The sequence below is a fragment of the Sphingobacterium sp. UGAL515B_05 genome (assembly GCF_033097525.1).
GTDB lineage: Bacteria > Bacteroidota > Bacteroidia > Sphingobacteriales > Sphingobacteriaceae > Sphingobacterium.
This window is the reverse complement of the sequence record NZ_CP109907.1, coordinates 3,726,346-3,749,046: the sequence shown is the minus strand read 5'-3', so window position 1 is coordinate 3,749,046 and position 22,701 is coordinate 3,726,346. Positions and strand designations below refer to the sequence as shown.

General features: G+C 45.1%; 12 protein-coding genes. 5 read left to right on the top strand and 7 right to left on the bottom strand.

The annotated features are described in order from the left end of the window. Positions 1–9: 9 nt before the first annotated feature. Complete coding sequence (locus OK025_RS15280; RefSeq protein ID WP_317665002.1) at positions 10–3,117, bottom strand: TonB-dependent receptor; 3,108 nt, start codon at positions 3,115–3,117, stop codon at positions 10–12. 547 nt (positions 3,118–3,664) lie between these two features. On the opposite strand from OK025_RS15280, the gene OK025_RS15275 reads away from it, so the two are divergent. Beyond that, a complete protein-coding gene (locus OK025_RS15275) occupies positions 3,665–3,877 on the top strand; it encodes a hypothetical protein (protein ID WP_317665000.1) in 213 nt (70 codons plus the stop codon). A gap of 2 nt (positions 3,878–3,879) precedes the next feature. On the opposite strand, the gene OK025_RS15270 is transcribed toward OK025_RS15275, so the two are convergent. Continuing rightward, positions 3,880–4,803, bottom strand: a complete 924-nt coding sequence (locus tag OK025_RS15270; protein ID WP_317664998.1) for a hypothetical protein — start codon at positions 4,801–4,803, stop codon at positions 3,880–3,882. Between the two features lie 235 nt (positions 4,804–5,038). Here OK025_RS15270 and OK025_RS15265 point away from each other — a divergent pair, with 235 nt between their 5' ends. Then, the gene (locus OK025_RS15265) at positions 5,039–5,518 is read left to right on the top strand and encodes a hypothetical protein (protein ID WP_317664996.1); all 480 of its coding nucleotides are present in this window, start codon (positions 5,039–5,041) and stop codon (positions 5,516–5,518) included. A gap of 75 nt (positions 5,519–5,593) precedes the next feature. On the opposite strand, the gene OK025_RS15260 is transcribed toward OK025_RS15265, so the two are convergent. After that, the gene (locus tag OK025_RS15260; RefSeq protein WP_317664994.1) at positions 5,594–8,995 is read right to left on the bottom strand and encodes a family 43 glycosylhydrolase; all 3,402 of its coding nucleotides are present in this window, start codon (positions 8,993–8,995) and stop codon (positions 5,594–5,596) included. A gap of 254 nt (positions 8,996–9,249) precedes the next feature. On the opposite strand from OK025_RS15260, the gene OK025_RS15255 reads away from it, so the two are divergent. From OK025_RS15255 to OK025_RS15245, 3 genes are all read left to right on the top strand, one after another. Then, positions 9,250–11,979: a DUF5695 domain-containing protein gene (locus tag OK025_RS15255; protein ID WP_317664992.1), complete on the top strand. Its 2,730-nt coding sequence runs from the start codon at positions 9,250–9,252 to the stop codon at positions 11,977–11,979. 406 nt (positions 11,980–12,385) lie between these two features. Further along, positions 12,386–15,430, top strand: coding sequence for a SusC/RagA family TonB-linked outer membrane protein (locus tag OK025_RS15250; protein ID WP_317664990.1), 3,045 nt, complete (start codon positions 12,386–12,388; stop codon positions 15,428–15,430). A 21-nt stretch (positions 15,431–15,451) separates the two neighbouring features. Further along, positions 15,452–16,993: a hypothetical protein gene (locus tag OK025_RS15245; protein WP_248932095.1), complete on the top strand. Its 1,542-nt coding sequence runs from the start codon at positions 15,452–15,454 to the stop codon at positions 16,991–16,993. 109 nt (positions 16,994–17,102) lie between these two features. Here OK025_RS15245 and OK025_RS15240 read toward each other — a convergent pair whose 3' ends face one another. The 4 genes from OK025_RS15240 to OK025_RS15225 all read right to left on the bottom strand — a co-directional run bounded on the left by OK025_RS15240 (position 17,103) and on the right by OK025_RS15225 (position 22,683). Further along, positions 17,103–17,759, bottom strand: coding sequence for a response regulator transcription factor (locus tag OK025_RS15240; RefSeq protein WP_312352607.1), 657 nt, complete (start codon positions 17,757–17,759; stop codon positions 17,103–17,105). 84 nt (positions 17,760–17,843) lie between these two features. Beyond that, entirely contained in the window at positions 17,844–18,671 is an 828-nt protein-coding gene (locus OK025_RS15235; RefSeq protein WP_317664988.1) for a protein-glutamate O-methyltransferase CheR, read from the bottom strand. After that, a complete protein-coding gene (locus tag OK025_RS15230; protein ID WP_317664986.1) occupies positions 18,668–19,042 on the bottom strand; it encodes a response regulator in 375 nt (124 codons plus the stop codon). Before OK025_RS15230 ends, OK025_RS15235 begins: the two co-directional genes overlap by 4 nt. Before the next feature lie 20 nt (positions 19,043–19,062). Then, positions 19,063–22,683 carry a response regulator gene (locus OK025_RS15225; protein WP_317664985.1) on the bottom strand — a complete coding sequence of 1,207 codons (3,621 nt, stop codon included), beginning with the start codon at positions 22,681–22,683 and terminating at the stop codon, positions 19,063–19,065. Positions 22,684–22,701 lie beyond the last annotated feature (18 nt).

Here is a 22,701-nt window from a genome sequence, read left to right as displayed (position 1 = left end):
AAATGAAAATTAAAATGTGAATTGAATACCCATAAAATACTCCCTAGAATTCGGGAAGCTTAGCCCCCATGGTGTCTGTCCGTCAATTCCACGGCTTAAATTGGAGCGTGTATCGCCCGAGCCCACTTCAGGATCATAACCTGAATACTTGGTAAAGGTCAGTAGGTTTTTTGCGCCTACGTAAAACCGCAGTCGGTCGATCTTCCAACGTTCAAGTCTAGGACTTGAAAAACTGTAACCAATGTTGACGACTTTGAGCCGCAAATAAGAACCATCCTCCACAAACCTGTTGGATGCCCTTAAATTTTGATTCGGGTCGCCAAGTACAGCGCGTGGAATAGTAGTAGCTGTATTTTTTGGATAAGCCGTAGTTTCACCAGATACCGGATTTTTAAAGACAAGCTCCTCCGCACGATAACGATCCAGAGTCGATGCAAAATTATTGTAGTAGTGGTACATTCCCTCGCCCCAGTAGCGGCTATTGTTGTAGATATCGTTTCCTTTGCTTCCCTGCCACATCATCGACAGATCAAATGTGCCAATCGAACTGCTGTAGTTTACATCGGCATTGAAGCCGTAGCTAAAATCAGGTATTGGGCTTCCCAAAAAATCTTTATCCTGATCATTTAAGACCTTGTCGCCATTTCGGTCATTGAAGCGTATATCGCCCAATGCTGCGTGGGGTGCAAAAGCTTTATCGGCATCCAATTGTGCCTGACTGGTATATAAACCGTTGGTGGTGTAGCCCCAAAATTCCCCTACCGAACGACCAACTGCTGTTCTTGTGACGTTTTCACCCCCAGGAGAGATACTTCCCCATAAAATTTCATTATTGTTGCCTAGACTCAGCACGCGGTTTTTCACAAAAGAAATATTGGCGCCGATACGATAGCCAAAATTACCGACCTGATCTTTGTAGGAAGCCAGGATATCCCACCCCCGGTTGCGTATACTGCCGGCATTCAGCACAGGAAAGTTGTTGACATACCCTGCGGTGAACGAAATGGGTACATTGATCAACATGTCCTCAGTCTTTTTGTTATAATAATCGACCGTCAGGGCCAATTTATGGTCAAACAGTTCCAGATCGAGACCAAGGTCAGTTGAATACTGGCTTTCCCATTTTACATTCGGATTGGAAGGAGTCTGCGGCAAAGCCCCCGTAACCATAACATTGTTCAAATAATACCAGACGTGGTCGAAACTAACCGTCCGCTGATATTGATATTGCGCTATATCGGAATTACCCAGAAGACCATAACTGCCACGGATCTTCAATTCGCTGATCGCAGGAAATGCTTTCATGAAAGATTCCTGACTGATCCGCCATCCCGCTGATACCGAAGGAAAGTTTCCATAGCGGTATTGATTGCTAAAGTTGGCCGATCCATCACGTCGCATGTTAAATGTCAATAGGTAACGGTTATCATAATTATAGTTGACACGGCCCAGCATGGAATACATGGCAGACTGTCCCACACCTGACCCCACGAGACGGGAACTCGCCAAGGAAGCCGAATTAAGGATCAAAACATCTGGACTTGGCAAACCGCGGGCACCGGCATTGACAGCATTATAACGGGATTCTTCCGAAGTAATACCTGCCAAAGCCGAAATAGCATGTTTGCCAAAATTATTTTCATAAGTCAGCGTATTTTCAAACAACCAGCGGTTATTTTGACTGCTCGAAATATTGAGTTCATCCGGACTATGATTTTGATATTGTCCGACAGCGTAGTTACCTATATACCCCTCATTCCGCACCCGGTTAAGGTCGATCCCCATATTAAATTTGTAAACCAGGCCTTTTATAATCTCATAAGTAGCCCAGGCATTGCCGTTTACCGAAAAATTGTCATTGACGTTTTTATTGAGGTGGGCATTTGCCAATGCACTCTGAACATCCGTTCCATTGCCAGCTCCGGCAAAACCAGTGCTGCTGTTGGCATCGTAGAGCGGTAATGTCGAGGACCACTTTTGCGCATCGATGATATTTTTGTCGCTCCAGTTGCGGCGGATGTAACCTAAGGAAAGGGTTTCGCCTATCTTGAGTTTTCCTTTGGTAAAATCAGAGATAAATTGGGCGCCATAATACTTATTTTTATCTTGAATAATAATGGATTTGTCTGTCGCATAGATACCGCTAAGCCGAAAATTGGCGTTTTGAGATCCGCCGGAAACCGAGAGATTATGCCGTTGATAATTGCCCGTCTGCAGCAATTCGTCCATCATATTATACCCCTGCCCGATGTCGGAGGGTTTAGACAGCGCGGCCAGATAATCTTTGCGCGAGGGATCTTTATTGTACATTTCCTCATTAATCAATTCGGCCAGTTGCTGCCCGTTGAGCAGAGGTATATTATGGGAAATATTTTTGATGCCGGCGAAGGCATTATAATCGAGCTTCACCTCTCCGGCTTTACCCCGTTTTGTGGTGACCAAAATAACGCCATTAGCCCCACGGGAACCATAGATGGCACTTGATGCGGCATCTTTTAAAACCTGAATGCTGGCGATATTATTTTCATCCGGCATAGCTCCGCCGATCATCCCATCCACGACATAGAGCGGGTCGGTTCCGTTAATGGATCCAACGCCACGGATACGGATAGCGCCATTGGTTACCTGCACTCCAGGCACGGCGCTCTGAAGCGTAGCAATTGTACCACCAGGTACTTTCACCAGATCTTTGGTGTCCACAACAGCGATGGAAGAGGTCAGATCGACCTTCTTCTGTTTACCATAGCCTACCACCACAACTTCATCCACGGCAATTTCTGCGGCAACAAGTGGAATACTGATTTCCGAAGAATTACCGATTACATATTCTGCCTGATTATAACCCACATTGGATACAATAAGGACTTCTCCCGGATTGAGCTTGAGTACAAATTCGCCTTTCTCGTTTGTTGAAGTACTGAGGGTTTTGTCTTTCACTTTGATCGACGCCCCGATAATGGGTTTTCCTTGATCACTGATGATTTTTCCATGGATCACTTTTTCCTGAGCAGACAGTCGTCCAATGCCCATTAACATGGAAGCCATTAACAACCACTTCACTTTCCTATTCCTTTCTTTGGGAAAACAAAAGAAAGAAGACACATAATTTCTGTTCATAATCTTTTTTTAAGATAAATGTCTTTTTGCCCCTTGAGGCGAGTACTTGGTTATTTATTTATACAAATTGGTTATTTATTACTTATATGCTAACTGTAGTATGTGCTCACCGCTATGCGCTATCAGATCACATAATGAGCTCGTTTCAACAGGTGGCATCCCTTAAAAATTCACTATTGCATTTACTCGATCATTTATTTAAAATGAACTGGCTTTTCGCCAATTGGTTACAAAGCAAAGCTATTGCTTTCAACAAAATCGCTTTGCAACGAATATTTAAAAGAAGGGTAAAAATGTTTAAAAGCTGACCAAAACAGAAAACCTATTGGGAGATCATTTTGAGAGATCTATTGAAATGCGGTGATCAGGTCGCCAAGCGAAAACAGTTTAACGTAAAAAAAAAAGCAATATCAATTTATAATCTTTTGAAGAAATATTAAAAATATTTCACATCTTTGAATTGATTTATGCAATCGATTGATTTAGCCATTTAACGCATATTTTGGATAGTTTATCCGACCTATTTTTTAAAGAAAAACCAAACTTAATGGAATATTTTTCGCTCTTGAAACACCATTCCGATGACATCATCAAATTCATCGCTAATTGCGGTATATTTTCCTTACTCCTCAAAAATGGTAAGGTGATCCATTTTATACCGGACGATCCAGATCATTTTACCGAATGGCTCCATAGGAAAGGCATCAAAAATATTAAAAAACCACAATCTGTCGCTATTGAGGAGGAGATAGCCACTTAATCTCAATCCATTGAATGAATGGCCAGTATTAAACTTCGCATATCCTGCTGAATAGAACGGATGGTCGCCTGCAATTCATTGTGCATATTGGCCAGATCATGTAGTTCCTCGGCCGCAAAAGTTCCACCATTCTTAAAATAAAGCTGCTGCAGGGGGCTATCCGGTTCATCGTCCAGACCATATTGCAGCCAGCGCTGCCGCATTGTTTCTATCAATGACGAGTTTTCAGCGTTGCTAAATTTTTTCTCGGATAAAATCCCCCAAACTGAGCTCGGGTAGATCTGCGCCTTATTATTTTGATACCAAATACTTTCAAGCATATTACGTTGCAGCTGCATCTTGACCTTTTTGCCTTTTGGGTTCAGGGTCATAAATCCCAATACCGCCGTACCGACCCCGCCAGCGATGCTCAATCCATTGTTGAGTCCATCATTTTTAACCGTGGTCGCCGTCACCGCTGTCACGGCTCCCAGAAGTATAGAAGCCACAGTCAAACGCGTCTGCGTTTTCGCATTCAGTTCGTCTATATATCCTGCGAGCTTATCGATACGCTCACCGTTACAGTCCAACTCTGCTGCAATGGCATTCAGTTCTGTCTCAAACAGCATGTACCTTTCGGTCATCTTTTGCCTTGCCGCCAATTTCAGTGTAGCATTATTCGCAGTCCCCAAATAGTGGATAATGGGTTCTGCCAGATTGAGGTATTTGATCAGCACAAAATCATGGTAAGAAAAAATTTTCCTTATCTGAATACTGTCCGAGGCAGCGATTTCCTGTATTGGAATTGATGTATAGGCCACATTTGGCGCACAGTAGTTTGTTGTTAACGTATGTACCTGAACATTGTTTATTAAGGTCGAACAGGCTGTCAACAGCAATACGGACAAAAAGAGTAAGGATCTTAGCGCTAAAAGAAGTATTTTCATTACCTGAGGTTATGCCTTACTTTTACAACAATAACTATTTCAGAATGTTTTTGCTTCCCCTTATTTTACTTTTTTGTTTTCCAAAAAAGCAGGCTTTTTATTTTTTTGAAAATCGGCACAACAAATAGATCACTTCAATTTTTTTAATATATTTAAAATGAAAACAGGAACCCATTGTAGACAGATACAATGAGGGTGCAAAATATACGAGCCTAGCAACATCAAAAGACCATTTATGAACAAAACCCTTTTTCGAAACCTATTTATTGTATTATCCTTCGTTGTGATACTCTTGCCTATTTACCCATCTATTCGATCGTATTTCAGCAAAACATGTATTATTGAAAAATATGGAGTCAATTACAACGAGCAACGCAAAAAGCTGGGGCTATATCCCCTTCCAGCTAGCTGGGGCAGAAGGAACCTTGATTCCTGCATCATCTGGTATAATCCGAGCGGCAATATAGGGCGTCGCTGGAAAAACATCTATTTTAAAGGCTGCAGCATCAAAAAAGAACTCGATCTTTTTGCTTTCGGATATGATGCCGAAAAAAGACAATATACCAAAGTATTGGAAGTAACGACAGATTATGATTTACAGGAGAAAGTGTTGGATATCCGTTATAAAGTGCTGACCGCATCATACAGTAAACAAATCGAAAAAGCAGAAGCGGACTCATTGATCAGCACTTTAGCGCTAAATGACTCCAAGTAATCCTTCATCAGTAAACTTTCGATAAAAAACGGCATTGAACAACGTTCAATGCCGTTTTTTATGGACATATCATTTTTACTTCCAGATACGAAGTCTTTCAAATTCGCCATAACCTAACTGGTTGTTACCGGCAATCTGATAAAGTCCGACGCGCAGTCTTTTGCCGTTCAGATCGGCGCGTAGAAACGGTGTTCCAGGAAGATCCTTCCAGTACATGCCATCTCCCGAGCAACGCAAAAAGAAATAATTACCGATCTTCTGAACCTGAAGGTAGGGCGAAAAATTTAGGCCCGTTCCTGTATTCTCTTCCTGAAAAATCTGTGGGCCGATGCTCCGCGAAAGATTACCCAGGTTCCATCCCGTCAAAATACAATTGGTGATGTAGGCATCCTTACTATCCGTGCGTTGAATCATGATACCGGCTTCACTTGATGTACGTGCTTTGCGGGCCAAGCCTGCCACATCGCTTACCTTAACCTCTAGCGTGAAATCGCCCTCCAGCTCTTTATAAACAAAGGGGGCCAGAAGGTCTGCATCACCCCATTTTGTATTTTTGGACTGGATTTTCCAGGTTCCATTCAAGTAGGCAAGCGCTGTCTGTGTACTGTCGGTTCTTTCACTATATTGATAACCATCCCAGAAAGGAATTTTCTGATCCTTGGCCGAATAGCTTTCATTGTGTGCTGGCTGTACCAATTGCGGCCTTTTCGCCGAAACCCTTTCCACTACCGGCTTACTGACATTGCCAAAGGCATCCTTCGCCAGAACTTCGATGGATTTTCCAGGTTCGAACGATTTAAAGAGATGGTAAGGCTGTTGCTTCCAGCCTGAACTTTCGCCCTCAGAACGGAATAGATACCACATTCCCAGCCTTTTTTCGACCTGTGCAAATACCTGATCGGCATTGATCAGACGCGGTGGAGAAAGTACCTGCGGAACATACCCGTCCAGCCCATTGGCCAAGCCTGCTTTCCACTGACTGAACTTAGCGTTTATCTCCTCTGACCTTAAAGTGCCAGCATAGGCGCGAAAGAAATGAAATGGATAAGCCAGTTCGATGCTAGTCTTATTTACCCGCAGCAGTTTGTTAGAAAACACCCGCTTTTCAGCCTTCCCATTGCGATAAAAACGCTTTTTTCCTTTATCATATACAAACATAGCATGTTGCCAGGCAGCGCCGTCATACCAGTCAAAACCCAGCGTATACTGCTGCTGACGGAGAATGTCTGTTAGCGCCGCACTTTCAAAAGCCTTACCTTTCAATGCCAATCTATTTCCCGCTACCACCACCTCCGCATCGTCAAGGGCCACTAAGGTATCCTTTGCTGTTCCCTGGTTCCGCAAAGTGCTGAGCTTTCCGAGGTTTAAATCGTCAGTTTGCAGCGCAAAGAAATCCGATTTCGGGACTTCATTGGCCAACCTGGCCACTTCCTCCTCATCCAAGCTCGTATTATATACCTGCAAACTGGATACATAGCCCGAAAAGTGCTGATCCAGCACATCCGAAGCTCCCAACACAAAGGCGTCACCAGGCCTGACAAACAGCATCCTATTTTCCTTGCGCTGCAGCTTTCCGTCCACATAAATAGACTCCTGATAGCCGTCAAAAGAAAATACAATATGATGCCATACATTTGCGCCCGGTACCGATGCATACCCCAAATCAGGCCAGGAGCCATGCGTGATGGCCCCACGTCCGGAATCTGTACCATAACCAAAAATCGCTTTACTGAGATCCTGCTGCCCCGACGACCAGGCAACCAACGGTTCAAACCGGGCGATGTCCGGATTATTGACCCATAGTGCAATACTATAAGAACTATTTGCAGCCAACGACTGGGGCACAGCGAAAGTCGATCGCAATGCGGTAGCTCCATCAAAGAAGAATGCCTTTTTACCCTGATAATTTTTAACGGCCAAGGCATGTTCTGTACTGAACATCCCCCCGAGTAGCCCTTTATTCTGAATACCTTTTACCTGTTGCCCCTCAAGGTAATTGGCCGCATCGATATGGATTAAATTACCCAATGTTATTTCCCTGACGGGCATCGTTTGTGCTGCAGACCACAGCGTCTGTTGCGCAAGCTTTTGTGCATACACTTTCATGTTCCAAACGCCACGAGGAAGTCCATTCACTTGCGTGTTCAATACATGTAATCTAACATATCTTGCCATAGCTTTGCCATGTTCAACAATAGGACTTGCCCAACGGTCATTATTCGAGCGATCTATAAAGCTTTTCCAGGCAAGACCATCCACAGAAGTTTCGAGTCGGTATTGATAGGCATAAGTCGGGTATTCAAACTGAATGGATATGGTCTGTATATCCAGCTTCTTACCCAGGTCAATAGCTACCCAGGCCGGTCCTTGATTATTTTTGGCCCGCCATAGTGTTCCATTGTTGTTGTCGACTAAGAATGCAGGCCTAAAATCTGCATTGTAGTAAGAAGAGGCCTGCACCGTTTTCCCAAAAGCCAAATCGACTGGCCCTGTAACTGTTGGAAGCAAATCTGGCACACCAGCATGTGTGGGCCGCACCGGCTCAATATCGCCGTCAGGCCTAAAGAATAGCTCGTCCATGGCAACCTGACGGTGGAAGCCGCCCCCAGCATGTGGATTATTATGCCTGTGATAGACGATGAAATAACGATTATCCTGTTCAAGAATACTATGATGTCCCGGACCGTGAATACTGCCATCCTCGTTTGTAATCAATATCGGATTGGCCGATGGATATTCAAAAGGTCCCATAGGACCGATTTTACTTTTAACATATTGCACACGATAAGTACCATCTTCACAATGCCCCGAGGAGTACATCAGGTAATAGATGCCCTTACGCTTAAACATATAGGGCGCCTCAAAAAAGTCCTTTGCAACCGTATTTGGAATCAATGCTGTTTTTTCGAACGTTTTCATATCCCTGTTGAGTATCCCCACCCCACATCCATGATCGGGGTAGATTCCCCAGGTTCCCCAAAATAGATAGATGCGACCATCATCATCCCGAAAGGTTTGCCCGTCCAGGGTAATCACACCTGGAACCATATAGTTCGGGATCATCGATTTGCCACCGGATACCAAAGGTTCCCAGGGGCCTGTAGGGCTGTCGGCCACTGCCCCAAAAATTTCTACAGGCTGACTATAATAGAGGTAATATCGTCCGTCGTATCCCTGCGTGATATCAGGAGCCCAGTACCAGTGTGTATTGGGCCAGTTCATGGGTTGAATGGTCCAGTTCTTAAAATCCCTGGATGTCCATACCTGTGATGGCCCTGCTCCCCAACCATTACCATCGGTGGTCGCATAGATATAATACGTATCTGCAATTTTCTTGATGCTCGGGTCCGCAAAATACCCAGGCAACAGTGGATTCAATACATTAGGCTTTTGGTAGGGTTTCAACGGCTGTGCCACCAGCCCTGTAAGTGACATAACCAGTGTAACCAAAATAACGCAAGAAAAATGATGTTTCATGATAACACAAAGTTTACAGGTACATAAAAAACGATATCGCCATTCAACTGACTTTATAACAACTAAAATCTACGATAAATGTCTATTTAACATTAAATTTATAACTTCGATCATCGCATTACAAATTTTGAGGGCTAATAGGTTAAAAATGGGCTATTGAAGGTTAAAATCTACCCATAAATCGAGAGTACAATCCTTCATCTTTGTAAGAACAATGATCTTCGGCGTATTAAATGAGCAATAACATGTCAAAAATGAATCTTAAAAAAAGCTATTGGATCCTATTTGCGCTCGTATGCACACAGTTGCCAAGCAGCGTATATAGTCAACAGGACGAACACCCCGTATGGAAAGCAGTCAAAGCACAGCAAGCCACTTTAGGTGTAGAAGAGGGCGCCAAAAGCTTTACCCTCAAAAACCTCCATGTAGCTATCCTCAATGCATCGCAGACGCTATCTTCTTTTCGCCCCAACGGCGGCGAAAAAGATTTTGACTATACGCCTGTTGAGCTCCTGAGCAAAAGAGACCGCAATAAGTTTTTTCATATCGGTGATATCAATATCAGTTTGCGCCGTCAGGGTGATACCCCCTGGACTTCCTACTCATCGGCGGCAGACCGTAAGCATGTCATCCCAATAAATCCGGCAAAAAACGATCTTGCAAGCGCAGACATCAGCCCTACGCTCAACAATATTCCGTTGAAGGTTGTACGCAGCTGGCGAGATGACGGAGGCGATCTGATCCTGAGTTTTGAGGTTTCAAATCCCAACGATTATCCCATCGAAATCGGGGCGCTGGGTATCCCACTTCCCTTCAACAACAACATGGATTGGAAAAATCTCGATCAGGCACATGCACAGAATGTCTTTTTCGATCCCTATATCGGCCAAGATGCGGGTTATCTACAGGTCAACCGCCTACATGGCAATGGGCCGAGTCTGTTGGTATTGCCCTATAAAAATGCAGGCTTTGAAGCCTACAATCCGCTCAATACAGACCCTACCCCCCGAAGTATTACCTTTGAGGGATTTCATGAATGGATGATCCACAGTAAGGCCTATGCCGAGACTGATTGGAAAGGCGTAGAACAATGGAATACACCGACTTCTACCCTCTTGAAACCACATGAGTCAAAGACCTTTGCCTTAAAATTTGTCCTCGCGCCAAGTATCAGGCAAATTGAATCGGAGTTATTGAAAAACAATAGGCCTGTCGCTGTTGGACTTCCCGGATATGTTGTCCCCATGGACAATCCCGCCAAACTCTTTGTTAAGCACAACAAAGCGGTCAAAAGTGTCAGTGTCTATCCCGAAGGTGCATTGACCCTGACAAAGAAAGGAAGCACAGCTCAGCAATGGACCGAATACGAAGTGAAGGGCAACCGTTGGGGACGTGCACGGCTTACCATCAACTACAGGGATGGCATTACGCAGACGATCCACTATAAAGTAATCAAATCCGAAAAAGAAGTTGTACAGGATCTGGGCCATTTCCTCACCACCAAGCAGTGGTATGAAAATGACAAGGATCTCTTTGGCCGTTCACCGTCTGTCATATCCTATGACTATGAAGAACAGCAGCCCATCACCCAAAATAGGAGCGCCTGGTTTGCAGGCCTCAGCGATGAAGCCGGAGCAGCAAGCTGGCTTGCCGCCCTGATGAAACAAGTACTGCAGCCCGATCAACAGGAAATAGCCAAATTGAAACGTTTTGTCAATGAGACACTATACGGTCATATCCAGCATAAAGAAGGCGACAAGAAATATGGTGTTGTCAAAAGCCTTTTTTATTATGAACCAGATTCAATGCCCGCCGGTACCTACCGTTCGGATATCAACTGGAAAACCTGGTCTGCCTGGCCCAAAAAGGAAGCCGATGACATAGGACGATCCTACAATTATCCACATGTTGCGGCAGCACACTGGGTGATGTACAGGCTCGCCCGCAACTACAACAATCTGGTCAATGAGGAAACCTGGGACAAGTACCTCGAACGGGCTTACCAGACCAGTATCGCCATGGTCGAAAAAGCACCTTACTACGCGCAATTCGGTCAAATGGAAGGCAGTATCTTCCTTATCGTCCTCAATGATCTCCGCAAGGAAGGATTAACAACGATGGCCGACAAGCTTGAAGCCGCCATGCGCAAGCGAGCAGAGCATTGGAAAACCCTCAATTATCCATTCGGGAGTGAGATGCCATGGGATTCTACAGGTCAGGAAGAGGTATACCTCTGGTCGCGCTTTTTCGGCTTCGACGAAAAAGCTCAAGTGACGCTCAATGCCATCATTGCTTACATGCCTACCGTGCCGCACTGGGGTTACAATGGCAGTGCACGCCGTTATTGGGATTTTGTCTATGGCGGCAAGCTCTCCCGTATCGAGCGGCAGCTGCATCATTATGGTTCGGCCCTCAATGCCATTCCCGTCCTTACAGCCTACCGCGACCATCCAGACGACTTCTACCTGCTCCGTATCGGACATGCAGGTATGATGGGTGCATTGGCCAATGTCACAGCCGACGGCTTTGGCCCGGGAGCATTCCACTCCTACCCATCCACACTGGCCAATGACGGCATCTCGGGCGATTATGGAACCGGCTTTTATGGTTATGCCGTCAATTCGGGGACCTATATTGTCGAACATCCCGAATTTGGCTGGCTGGCTTTCAGCGGTAATCTAAAAACCGAAAAACAACAGGTCAAGGTTGCACTGACTACAGCTTCCAAAGGACGTGTTTTCCTGGCAAAAGAAAATCTATGGTTGACCACAGATGCCGGAGAAATTGCCGAATTACATTACGATCAAAAAGACCATAGCGTCACCCTGATCTTCAATAATGAAGCAAAACAAAACAGCACAAATATTCTGCTCAATGTAAATCCCGAAAGCCATTATGAGGTGGAAGGAATAAACAAAGATCCGTTGAATCGCTATGTGATACCCCTATCAACAAAAACAGTAAAATTGAAAAAGCTGAAGTAGAAAAGAATCCAGACAATGGCCTACTAAAACATGGCCTATATCTTCGCCAGCCTCCATGCTAGAAACACAAGCGATCAAAAGACTTCAAAAAGCGGGCTTTCATTTACATGGAAGCCCGCTTTGGTTTCGTAGCAGCAGCGCAGTTCAATTTATTTAAAAAAATAATCTACTAATTTTATAGACTTTATTTTTAATTCCCTATATTTGCTTATCGTATTCAATCAACTAAACTTTTTTAACATTTAAGATCCCTTATGAAAAATCAACTATTCCACATTGCATCCATGCGAATGTGTTGCTAACACAAAACTGCAGTGTTCTGCTGTAGAAACATTCCCCTAGAAATCCTGCAAGTAATCAATTGGCGTTGGCACTTGTTTAATTTTTAACTATTAATCCAAATTTTATGAAAAACATTGGAGTACGGCTGTATTCTATCTATTTTCTATTGTTCTTTTTTTGGGTACACCCCACTTATTCACAGAACAAGCCCAAACCTATCGTAAACGCTACCCTTGAGGGCCATATCATTGACGCTTCTACAAAACAGCCTATAGAAGATGTCACTGTGCAATTGGATGCTGTTACCCACTCTGTGAAAACCGACAGGGAGGGTAGATTTCAATTTGTTACTGGACAGAAGCTCCCCTTTAAGGTCAAGCTAACACATCTCAACTACAAGTCACTATCCCTTGTGATCGACAAAAGCCCCATAGTTATTGCGCTCAGCCCAGCGAGCAAAGATCTGGAAGAAGTTGTGGTAACAGGTGTTGCACAAGGTACAAGCCGCAAAAAGCTATCCTTTGCATTGACCAAAGTAGACCAGGAGCTGATCGGCACCGTTCCTGCGCTCGATGCTTCCACGAGTTTACGCGGAAAAGTCGCCGGCCTCCGCATCGACCAGTCGGGTGGCAATGCCGGGGCATCGGTATATCTCCGTGGATCAAAGTCGGTAACCGGAGAAATCGAACCTTTGATCGTTGTGGATGGCTTTGTCACAGCCCTCCGTCTTTCAGATCTTAATCCCAACGATATTGAGAGCATCGAAGTAGTCAAAGGAGCTGCAGCCTCGGCCTTATATGGAACCCGCGGCGAGGGCGGGGTCATTCAGGTGTTGACAAAAAACGGTAAAAAGGAAGGAAAACTGAATATCAGTATAGATAACGAACTTGGTTACTCAAGTCTGTTATTACTTCCACCCCTATCCATTCAGCATCATTTCAAGGTCAATCCAGACGGATCTTTCCTGTTGGTCAATGGAGCCCGGGTGATCGACTACAAGGAAAATGGTTTTTCGGTCAATCTGCATCCCTATAAAGACTATGTGGACAATACCAAAAATCTATTGGGCCAGACCAGCTATTTTACCAATTCCATCTCGGCCGCAGCAAGTGGTGAAAAATACAACATCTATTTATCCGCACAAAACCAACATAAAGGCGGTGTTTCACCAGTGGTCGATGCAGACAAAAGACAGAACATTCTGTTCAATCTTGGTTACCGCGTTTCACCCAAAATTACAGCCGATCTAACCACGCAGTATAGCTTCTTCAATACACCTTCGAGTGCTGTATCCAGCCGTTCGGATGGACTGCTTTATTCGACTTTACTTGTCGAGCCTTTTATCGATCTCAGCGAAAAGAATGAATCGGGAAAATATGTCTACCTACCCAAAGGGAGCAATCTTTCCGGTCAGCAATGGACCAATCCTTTCTATCGACTGAGCAATGAGGAATACGCCTATCAGACCGAGAATCTGCTGCTGGGTGGAAAACTAAAATATGTAATTACCGAACACCTGAGTGCCGAAGGAGCCCTTTCCTTACAGACCAAACAATATAATACCGAAGAATACTACCCTAAAGGATATCAGACCATTGTCCCGGATGTCAGTCTGAATAATGGGAACTATGCTTTAAGAACCTCCAAAAGCACCAGCAAAAATGGTCAGCTACAATTAAATTACAACCGCAGGACTGGCAATCTGGATTGGGGTCTTACTGCCAAATATGTGTATGAATTTGCATCTCAGACAGGTTTCAATGCTTCCGGTCGAAATCTTACGGCCCCAGTCAAAAGCCTAGATGTGACAGAACCGAGCACGAGGATTATTTCATCCAATTGGGAGAAAACAGTTAACCATGGCTATTTCCTCAACGCCAAGTTTGCCTGGGCAGATAAACTATTTGTCGACGCCCTCGGCCGGCTCGATCAGAGTTCACGGTTTGGCCGCGATGTCGGTACAGCCTTTTTCCCCCGCATTTCTGCCGCATACCGTTTGACGCAGGATATCAAGCTCGATCCATTGACAGAGTTTAAGCTGCGGGTGGCATATGGAAAAGCGGGAAGCCTTCCTCCTTTTGGCGCCAAAGACAGCCGCGTCAGCATCACCAATACAGGGGGTGTCAGCTATACACAAAATGACAATACCGACCTGAAGCGGGCAGTTACCGCGGAAACGGAACTTGGTTTTGATGCCGTTTTATTTAAGCGACTGAATGTGCAGTTCAACTATGCTTTTTCAAATAGTACCAACGATTTTATTTCTGTCCCAGCCTTTACACCGATTTCGGGCTCAGCAAGCATCTACGACAACCTAGGCGCTGTAAAATCAAATTCTCTCGAACTGGAGGTCAATGGAAAAGTGCTCGAGCATAAAAAGTTTAATTGGTCATCAGGCCTTACTTTCAGCCGCGTCCGTAGCCGGATTACCTCACTGGGCGATGTTCCCGAGTTTACATACAACGGTTATCGAAAAGCTGTCGGTGCCAGTACCACCGCAATTTATGGGTACAGTATCCACTCGGATCTCGCGCAGTTGCAAACCAATGCCGACGGTTTTGTCATCAATGCCGGTAACGGTACCAAACGGGTTGAAGACTATGTGGTAAATGAATTTGGTGTCGTGGTCGAAAAAGCCGCTTTGGGTACGGCCAACGAAGCGCCCGTATTTTATGTCAACGCTGCAACCGGTAATGCCAAAATTATCGGCGATGCCAATCCAGATTTTTTACTGGGTTTTACAAACACCTTTAATTACGGACGTTTTTCACTTTACAGCGTGCTGGATTGGCAACAAGGCGGACAAAAATTCAATGAAACCGCACAATATCTGACCTATGTCTACCGCTCGGAATTTTCTGACCGGAGTGCCGCCGCAGGCAAACCGCTAAACTTTACCACCCAGGTATTCAACGCCTCACAAGTAACAGATTATTGGATCGAAAAAACCACCTATTTGGCCCTTCGCGAACTTTCGTTATCCTATAAACTCCCAACAGAAAAACTAGGTCTTTCCAAGGTTCTGAAAAATGCCAATCTATCCCTTATCGGCAGAAACCTCTTTATCTGGACAAACTATAAGGGAGTCAATGTGGATGGAATCGGACAGGATGGATTTAATTACCCTACCTACCGTATTATTTCAGGAAAACTAACCTTCAATTTTTAACCTAATCAGACAAAGTAAAACATGAAGAAGATATTTTTTGGTTTAGCCGTGCTTTTCTCACTAGGCTCATGCGAATCAATCGGATTCGATGACCCCTCGACATTGACGAATGCCGAAGCCATAGAAAAGATAAAAAGTTTGGGTTATGTACTCACAACAAGCAGTGTGCAAACCGCCTTTAATACCACGACCAATAACGCTGGTGGCTCCCATTTTAGTCTTTGGGCAGACCAGTCAACCAATACCAACGGCAGCCAGTCCTGGTGGGATTTTGCGAACGAACCGCGGTTACGTTTGAACAACAATTCCGCTTACCGCGGTAATGCAGCCGTTCGTGAAGTGTATTCCAATTTCTATCAGTCCAATCTGGATGCCACCAAAGTGATCGACCTGATCGAGAATCAAAAGTTGACAATCTATGATGACAAGGGTGCCGACCGGACCAAAGACTGTCTTATTGGTGCCTACTATGCAAAAGGTGTCTCCCAAGGTTACCTGGGCGCAATATTCGACCGCGGACTGATTGTCGATGATGTCAACCTTAAACTCAAGGAGTTTCCCAATTCCTATAAAGAGCTGATCGAGAATGGCATCAAACATCTTGATAAGACCTTGCAGCTTATTGCCGAAACACCCAACCTGAATTTCGATTTTTTAAAGGGTGTCACCATTTCCAAAGGCGATCTCGTATTGCTGATCAATTCGCTTTCTGCACGGATCCTTTCCTCCGTAGCACGGGATAAGGCCGAAGCCGAAAATCTGGGTTCTCCTTATTGGAACAGAGTTCTTGCCTATGCCAACAAGGGTTTTACCACCGATTACACCATCACCACTACCGTGGGCGGCTATTACAATGCCCTGGTCGATGTACTCGAACGGCCTTACGGAACGGCCTCCTATGTTCCTGCAGATATCAAAATCGCTTATTTGGCGGATAAAACAAAAAAAACGCCCACAGCTTATCCAACCAACAACAGCATTATCTTGGGTCCTATTGAATCTGACGACAAACGCTTCTACCAATATTTTACTTACACGAGTAACTTCGGTATTTTGCTGGAAGCCAGAGGAAGGGGGCTTTTCAGCAATTACATGCGTTCCCGGTGGATGTATCCCAAGTTGTCTACCCTCAATGTTGCGGGCGCTGTCAATCCTTACTTTTTGGCCGAAGAAACACGCTTATTGCGGGCAGAAGCAAAATACTGGTTGAAAGATTACGATGGTGCTGCCGCTGAGCTGAATGCTTCGACAGCCTCCCGCAAACAAAAAGGAGGTCTTCCTGATGTGATAGCCAACGCCAGTGCCCTACGCGATGCCATTCATTATGAATATGCCATAGAAATAGATGGGGCGGGTGGTACTTTTGTACCTTTCACCTTTATGCGGAGAAATGATCTGCTACAGGGTGGCACGCCTACCCAGTTTCCGATACCACAGATCCAACTGGAACTCATCGGAGAACCTGTCTACACCTTTGGTGGGAATGAGTCTGCCGGTGAAAAAGGCAAATTTGGTGAGCTTGGTACAGCCCGCGACAATGGCTGGAAGCCAGCTTCAAAATAATCAAACAGCACACCATTCTGTCGAACTAACCCCGTTTATATATACGCCTTCCGTTTTCCGCGCTGCACACAGCAGCGTGGAAACAAAGGCTATTTTTTTACAGCGCTTTTTAGCTCAGCAGTTTTTGCTGAAATGCAAAACGGATCAGATCGGCCGTATTTTTGCTTTTGGTTTTGTCCATCAGGTTCTGACGGTGCCCTTCGACAGTCCGTTTGCTCAGAAAGATCTTATCCGCAATTTCCACAGCGGTGAAACCCTGCGCAATGAGTTCCAGTACGGCAAATTCTCTTTCTGTGATTTCATACTGCGACAGCCGTGAAGTAACATCAACATTCGCGCTATTCTCAACATCAAAATTTTCCATAAACCGTAAACCGAAATTGGTCATCAGATATTTATGCCCATGCGATAAACGTAACAATCCAAATAAGATTTCATCATAATCTCCCCCTTTAGATAGATATCCGTCTGCGCCACTCCGGAAAGCTTCGGCTACATCAACCGGATCTTCAATCATGGAAAGCACAGCAAACCTAAGATCAGGATATATTTTTTTGGCCATCCGGATGAAACTTACACCATCCATGCCCTGCATATTCAGGTCCGTTAAAACCAGATCCGGCAATACATTTTGTTCAAGATAGATCAATGCATCCTCTGCACTGTCGACCTCACCTACCACCGAGAGCTTGTCGTGGGTATCAATGATCAAGCGTATCCCATTTCGCACAAGTCGATGGTCATCAACTAAAAGAATTTTAGTCATTTTTCCTCCAATCCTACTAAGATACTTTATTTTTTTTAATAGGCTATTTTTTAAATTTAGTTCAAGTAAAAATCCCCTACAAGTCTACTTTACCTTTCGCCATATCTTTTCATTGCCCACCTGATTATAGCAGTGTGCCAGCGCAGAAAAGCGCAGTGTCTCCTGACTGCCTAAGGCAAGGTAGCCGAATGTTTCGAGGCTTTCATCAAAAAGGGACAATACCCTGGCCTGCAGCTCTGTGTCAAAATAGATCAGCACATTGCGACATAGAATCAGCTGAAAAGCATTAAAAGAAGCATCACTCACCAAGTTGTGAGATGCAAAAACAATACGTTCCCGCAACGTGGAATTGAGTTTTACCCAGTTATAGTTCGCGGTATAGTACGATGAAAAATCAGCTTTACCGCCCGAAAGCTGATAATTTTCAACATAAGATTTTAGATTTGCCATCGAGATGACAGCCTTCTTTGCCTGCTCAAGCACCGAGGGGTTGATATCGGTGCCATAGATCAATGATTTGTGCAATAGATTTTCTTCTTGCAATAAAATTGCCAGCGAGTACGCTTCCTCACCTGTTGCACAGCCCGCTATCCAGATGCGGATAAAGGGCGAAGTACGCAATTTTGGAAGGATTTCATGGCGAAGATTTGCGAAAAAGCTTGGATCACGAAACATTTCGGTTACGTTCACTGTCATCTTTTCGACAAATCGCTGCATGTATTCTGGATCGTGGACAACACGATAACGTAGCTCGGCGAAACTCGCAAAATTATCCAGCAGGCAAAGCTGGTTGATCCGCCGCGATAAGGATGCTTTCGTATAGTGGGTAAAGTCGTAACCATAGAGACGCTCCACATCCTCCATCAGGATCATGACCTGCTCTTGGCTGACAATTTTTTTCCCTGTGGTCATCCTGCTATTTCTCTTATCATCTGCACAAGCAGTTCAATGTCGATCGGTTTCGAGATATAGCCATTTGCCCCTGCAGACAGACATTTTTCACGATCGCCAGTCATAGCCTGTGCCGTCACGGCGATAATAGGCAATTCACTTGCATTCCATGAATCACGGATCAGCCTGGTGGCTTCATAGCCGTCTATCTCGGGCATCATCATATCCATGAGCACAACACCTACACTGGCATGATCCCGTAACTGAGCAAGTCCCTCTTCTGCAGACAGACTGCCTATCGCCTGAAAACCTCTTGACTTCAAGGCCAATTTCAACGCAAATATATTGTTCTGATCATCGTCGATGATCAATATGGTTTTATTTTTATCCATGCTCCTTATTTATTGCGTTATTATTCATACAGCCATACGCGCAAGAGAGACAATAGCTGATCGATATCCACCGGTTTGGATATATAGTCAGACGCTCCTGCGGCAATACATTTTTCCCTATCCCCCATCATTGATTTGGCTGTAACAGCAATAATGGGCATGTTTTCGTATCGCTGATCTTTTCGGATCGAAGCAATCGTTTCGTAACCATCCATTTCGGGCATCATCATGTCCATCAGGATCACCGCCACATCCGGATTATCTTCTAGCTGTTTCAGCGCATCTTTTCCGTCCGTTGCCGGCACCACGGTCATCTGATATTTTTCGAGCGCTTTGGTTAGCGAGAAAATATTTCGAATGTCGTCGTCCGCTACAAGTACTTTTTTTCCCTGCAGAACATCCTGCAAAAAGCCAAGTCTACCCGGCGATTTGGTAGAAGGACCATTATTTTCCTCTACAAGATGTAGAAATAGACCGACTTCGTCCAAAATACGCTGATAGGAATTAGCCGTTTTTACAATGATAGAATCCGCATACCGTTTTAATTTCATTTCCTCTACCTGCGAAAGGTTCTTACCGGTAAATACAATAATCGGCAAATTTTCAAGGCCTTGGTTTCGTTTTACGGCTTCCAATGTCTCGTAGCCAACACGGTCTGGAACCCCCATATCAAGGATCACACAGTCGGCAGTGTCTGAGCTCAGCGCCACAATACTATCTTCTACATTGCTCTTAATCTCCGAGGCAATGTCAAAACTTTCAAGGAAGAGCGACAGCGCCGCTGCATGTTTGGGATTTTCTTCAACGATCAATACTTTTTTGGGATGCCGCGTGAGGGCATCTTCTATTTTACGGAACATATCGCCCATCTGCTCCAATGCCATCGGTTTATTGATAAAGTCTATGGCGCCCTGAAGCAGGCTTTCTCTTTTAACCTGTAAAGAAGACATAATATGCACAGGTATATGTCGAGTCTTGGGGTTTTCCTTGATCTCAGCCATTACCTGCCAGCCATCTTTAAGTGGAAGCTGAATATCCAATAGGACCGCCAGCGGCATATAACGGGCCACCATCTCCGCCGCGATATCACCACGGACGACCACGATACCTTTGTAGTTTTGCTGACGCGTATATTTGAGCAGGATCTTTGCGAACTCAATATCATCTTCAACAATCAGGATAAAGCGGTCGCCTGCGACGATGCTATCGCGATCATCCGGAATATCGGCTGGAATAGGAATCTCAGGCATCCTGTGCACGGCCTGCACTGCCACTTGTGAATCTTGTTCCACTACAGCGGGCTCCACCGCTTCAATGTCTGTTTCTCCGATCATTGGTCGCTGCAATTCCGCAGCAAATACGGATGGCATGTTGCCCGAAATCTGCTCCGGAAGGATGAGGCGGAATACACTGCCTTTGTTTTCTTCACTATCCAACAAAATTTCGCCTCCGAGCAGGCGCGCCAGTTCCCGACTGATCGAGAGCCCCAGTCCAGTACCGCCAAATTTGCGGCGCGTCGAACCATCAGCCTGTTGAAAAGCTTCAAAAATCAGATGCTGCTTGTCTTTTGGTATTCCTATTCCCGTATCGCGTACTTCAAATACGATACGGTGTCTCTGCGACTGTTCGCGGTCAATATGCAAGGTAACCTTACCCGAAGCTGTAAATTTGATGGCATTCGACAATAGATTACGTAAAATCTGATCCAGGCGCTGCTTGTCTGTTTCGAGCTGCATCGGCAAACCTTTCGCGGCGCTCATTTCCAATCCGAGCTGCTTATCCGCGGCGATTGGTCCGAACATAGCCGTCAGTCCATTCAGTATATCGGCAAAATATACAGGCTGTACATCCAGATCCATTTTTCCGGATTCTATTTTGGAAAGATCCAGAATCTCGTCTATCAAGGTCAGCAGGCTCTTTCCAGAACTCTGGATCACAGCTGCCGATTCCATCTGCTCTTCATTGAGGTTACCATCCGAATTTTCGGCCATCAAGCGGGAAAGTAACAGAATTGAATTGAGCGGTGTGCGCAGTTCATGCGACATATTGGCCAAAAACTCAGACTTATAGCGTGTACTTTGCTCAAGCTCTGCCGCTTTTCTCTGAATTTCCTGATTGCGTTCCGCGATTTCAACATTTTTATCTTCCAACAGTTTTGAGCGCTCCTCCAATTCACGGTTAGATTGCACCAGTTCTTCCTGCTGCACGCGGAGTTCCTCTTCTGACGCCTGCAATTTATGCGTATGCATTTCGAGGCTCGAATTAAGGGATTCCAATTCGGTATGCTGCGCCTGCAGCTCTTCAGTCTGCGCCTGAGTTTCTTCCAATAGATTCTGCACCACAAGTCTGGCCTGTGCCGCCGCAAGTGTAGTACCTACTTTTTGCACTGCATCTCTAAAAAATGCCAGCTGTATGGAAGAAAAAGGCTGTAGTGACCCCAGCTCCATCACACCGATACATTGGTTACCATCAAAAACAGGCAAGATAAAAAGGTTGTTCACCTGCACCTTTCCGCTGGCAAAACTGATAACATAGCTGCTATTTTCGAGGTTTTCAAATAACTTTTCTTTCCCGTCTTTAAAGACCTGACCGATCATGCCTTCTCCTGGAGCGAAGCGCTTATGGTCGGGATTTTCGAGTCCATAGGCTCCCCTTAAGACAAGTTCATCCTGTTCCATCAGGTAAATGGCACCATTGACACAGTTGCCATATTTTGTCAGATGGCCGAGCGTAACGGCTGTGAGCTCTTCCTGCTGTTTATTACCCATCAAGAGGTTGCCCAGCTGGGTTAGTCCGGCCTGATGCCAATTGTTATTACTGAGTTCATCAAATGATGTTTTGAGCGACCTGGCCATTTCGTTGAGGGATCCCGTCAAGCTGCCCAGATCGTCCTGTTCGGCATCCTGAATCTGCATTTCATAATTGCCGGCAGCAATCTCGCGTGCTATACGCTGGGTAATGCTCAGTCGGCGCTGGATCTCCTCATCTTTTCGTTTCAAGTCATTCTGCAACTCCTCACGCTTAAAGAAATCTGCCCTGAGGCGGAAGTAAAAAAACAGTGTAATCAGCAACGAAACTGCCGCAGCCAATAAAACAAATATGGAGGTGTATCCCGAAGAGCGTGTAAGTTCATCTGAACGTCGATTGAGCAACGATTCTTCTTTATCTATGATTTTGCTGATCAACAAACGGCAACTGTCCATATAGGTTTTGCCTTCTTCGAGCTGGGCAACAGAGACCATACCACCTCGTTTTTTGATGTTCACCAAATTCTCTAATCGATCCAGTCGAGACTGGACAAGTGTTGACAGGGTATCAATCACCTGCTGCTGCGCTGGATTATCAGCCGTGAGATCATGCGCGCGACTCAGCGATTGAGGCAGGGACTGAAGACCATTTTTGTAGGGATCGAGAAACTTGTCCATCCCCGTCAGCAAGTAGCCACGCTGGCCCGTCTCTGCATTCTGCAAATCCTGCAAAATTTTATTGACACGGCTCATGACACGGCGGCTGTGGTCAACCATCGCACTATTATGGATCTGCTTACGGATACTCACATAAGAAGCCGTTGAGCTCGCTAACAGGATCAAAAGTGAAATTCCAAAACCTACCTGTAGGTTTCTTAAAATAGTTTTAGGCATGCTTTTCAACAATTGAGT

Coding starts and splice junctions, on each gene's coding strand:
- OK025_RS15280 (WP_317665002.1), bottom strand. CDS start 3,117: ATGAACAGAAATTATGTGTCTTCTTTCTTTTGTTTTCCCAAAGAAAGG.
- OK025_RS15275 (WP_317665000.1), top strand. CDS start 3,665: ATGGAATATTTTTCGCTCTTGAAACACCATTCCGATGACATCATCAAA.
- OK025_RS15270 (WP_317664998.1), bottom strand. CDS start 4,803: ATGAAAATACTTCTTTTAGCGCTAAGATCCTTACTCTTTTTGTCCGTA.
- OK025_RS15265 (WP_317664996.1), top strand. CDS start 5,039: ATGAACAAAACCCTTTTTCGAAACCTATTTATTGTATTATCCTTCGTT.
- OK025_RS15260 (WP_317664994.1), bottom strand. CDS start 8,995: ATGAAACATCATTTTTCTTGCGTTATTTTGGTTACACTGGTTATGTCA.
- OK025_RS15255 (WP_317664992.1), top strand. CDS start 9,250: ATGAATCTTAAAAAAAGCTATTGGATCCTATTTGCGCTCGTATGCACA.
- OK025_RS15250 (WP_317664990.1), top strand. CDS start 12,386: ATGAAAAACATTGGAGTACGGCTGTATTCTATCTATTTTCTATTGTTC.
- OK025_RS15245 (WP_248932095.1), top strand. CDS start 15,452: ATGAAGAAGATATTTTTTGGTTTAGCCGTGCTTTTCTCACTAGGCTCA.
- OK025_RS15240 (WP_312352607.1), bottom strand. CDS start 17,759: ATGACTAAAATTCTTTTAGTTGATGACCATCGACTTGTGCGAAATGGG.
- OK025_RS15235 (WP_317664988.1), bottom strand. CDS start 18,671: ATGACCACAGGGAAAAAAATTGTCAGCCAAGAGCAGGTCATGATCCTG.
- OK025_RS15230 (WP_317664986.1), bottom strand. CDS start 19,042: ATGGATAAAAATAAAACCATATTGATCATCGACGATGATCAGAACAAT.
- OK025_RS15225 (WP_317664985.1), bottom strand. CDS start 22,683: ATGCCTAAAACTATTTTAAGAAACCTACAGGTAGGTTTTGGAATTTCA.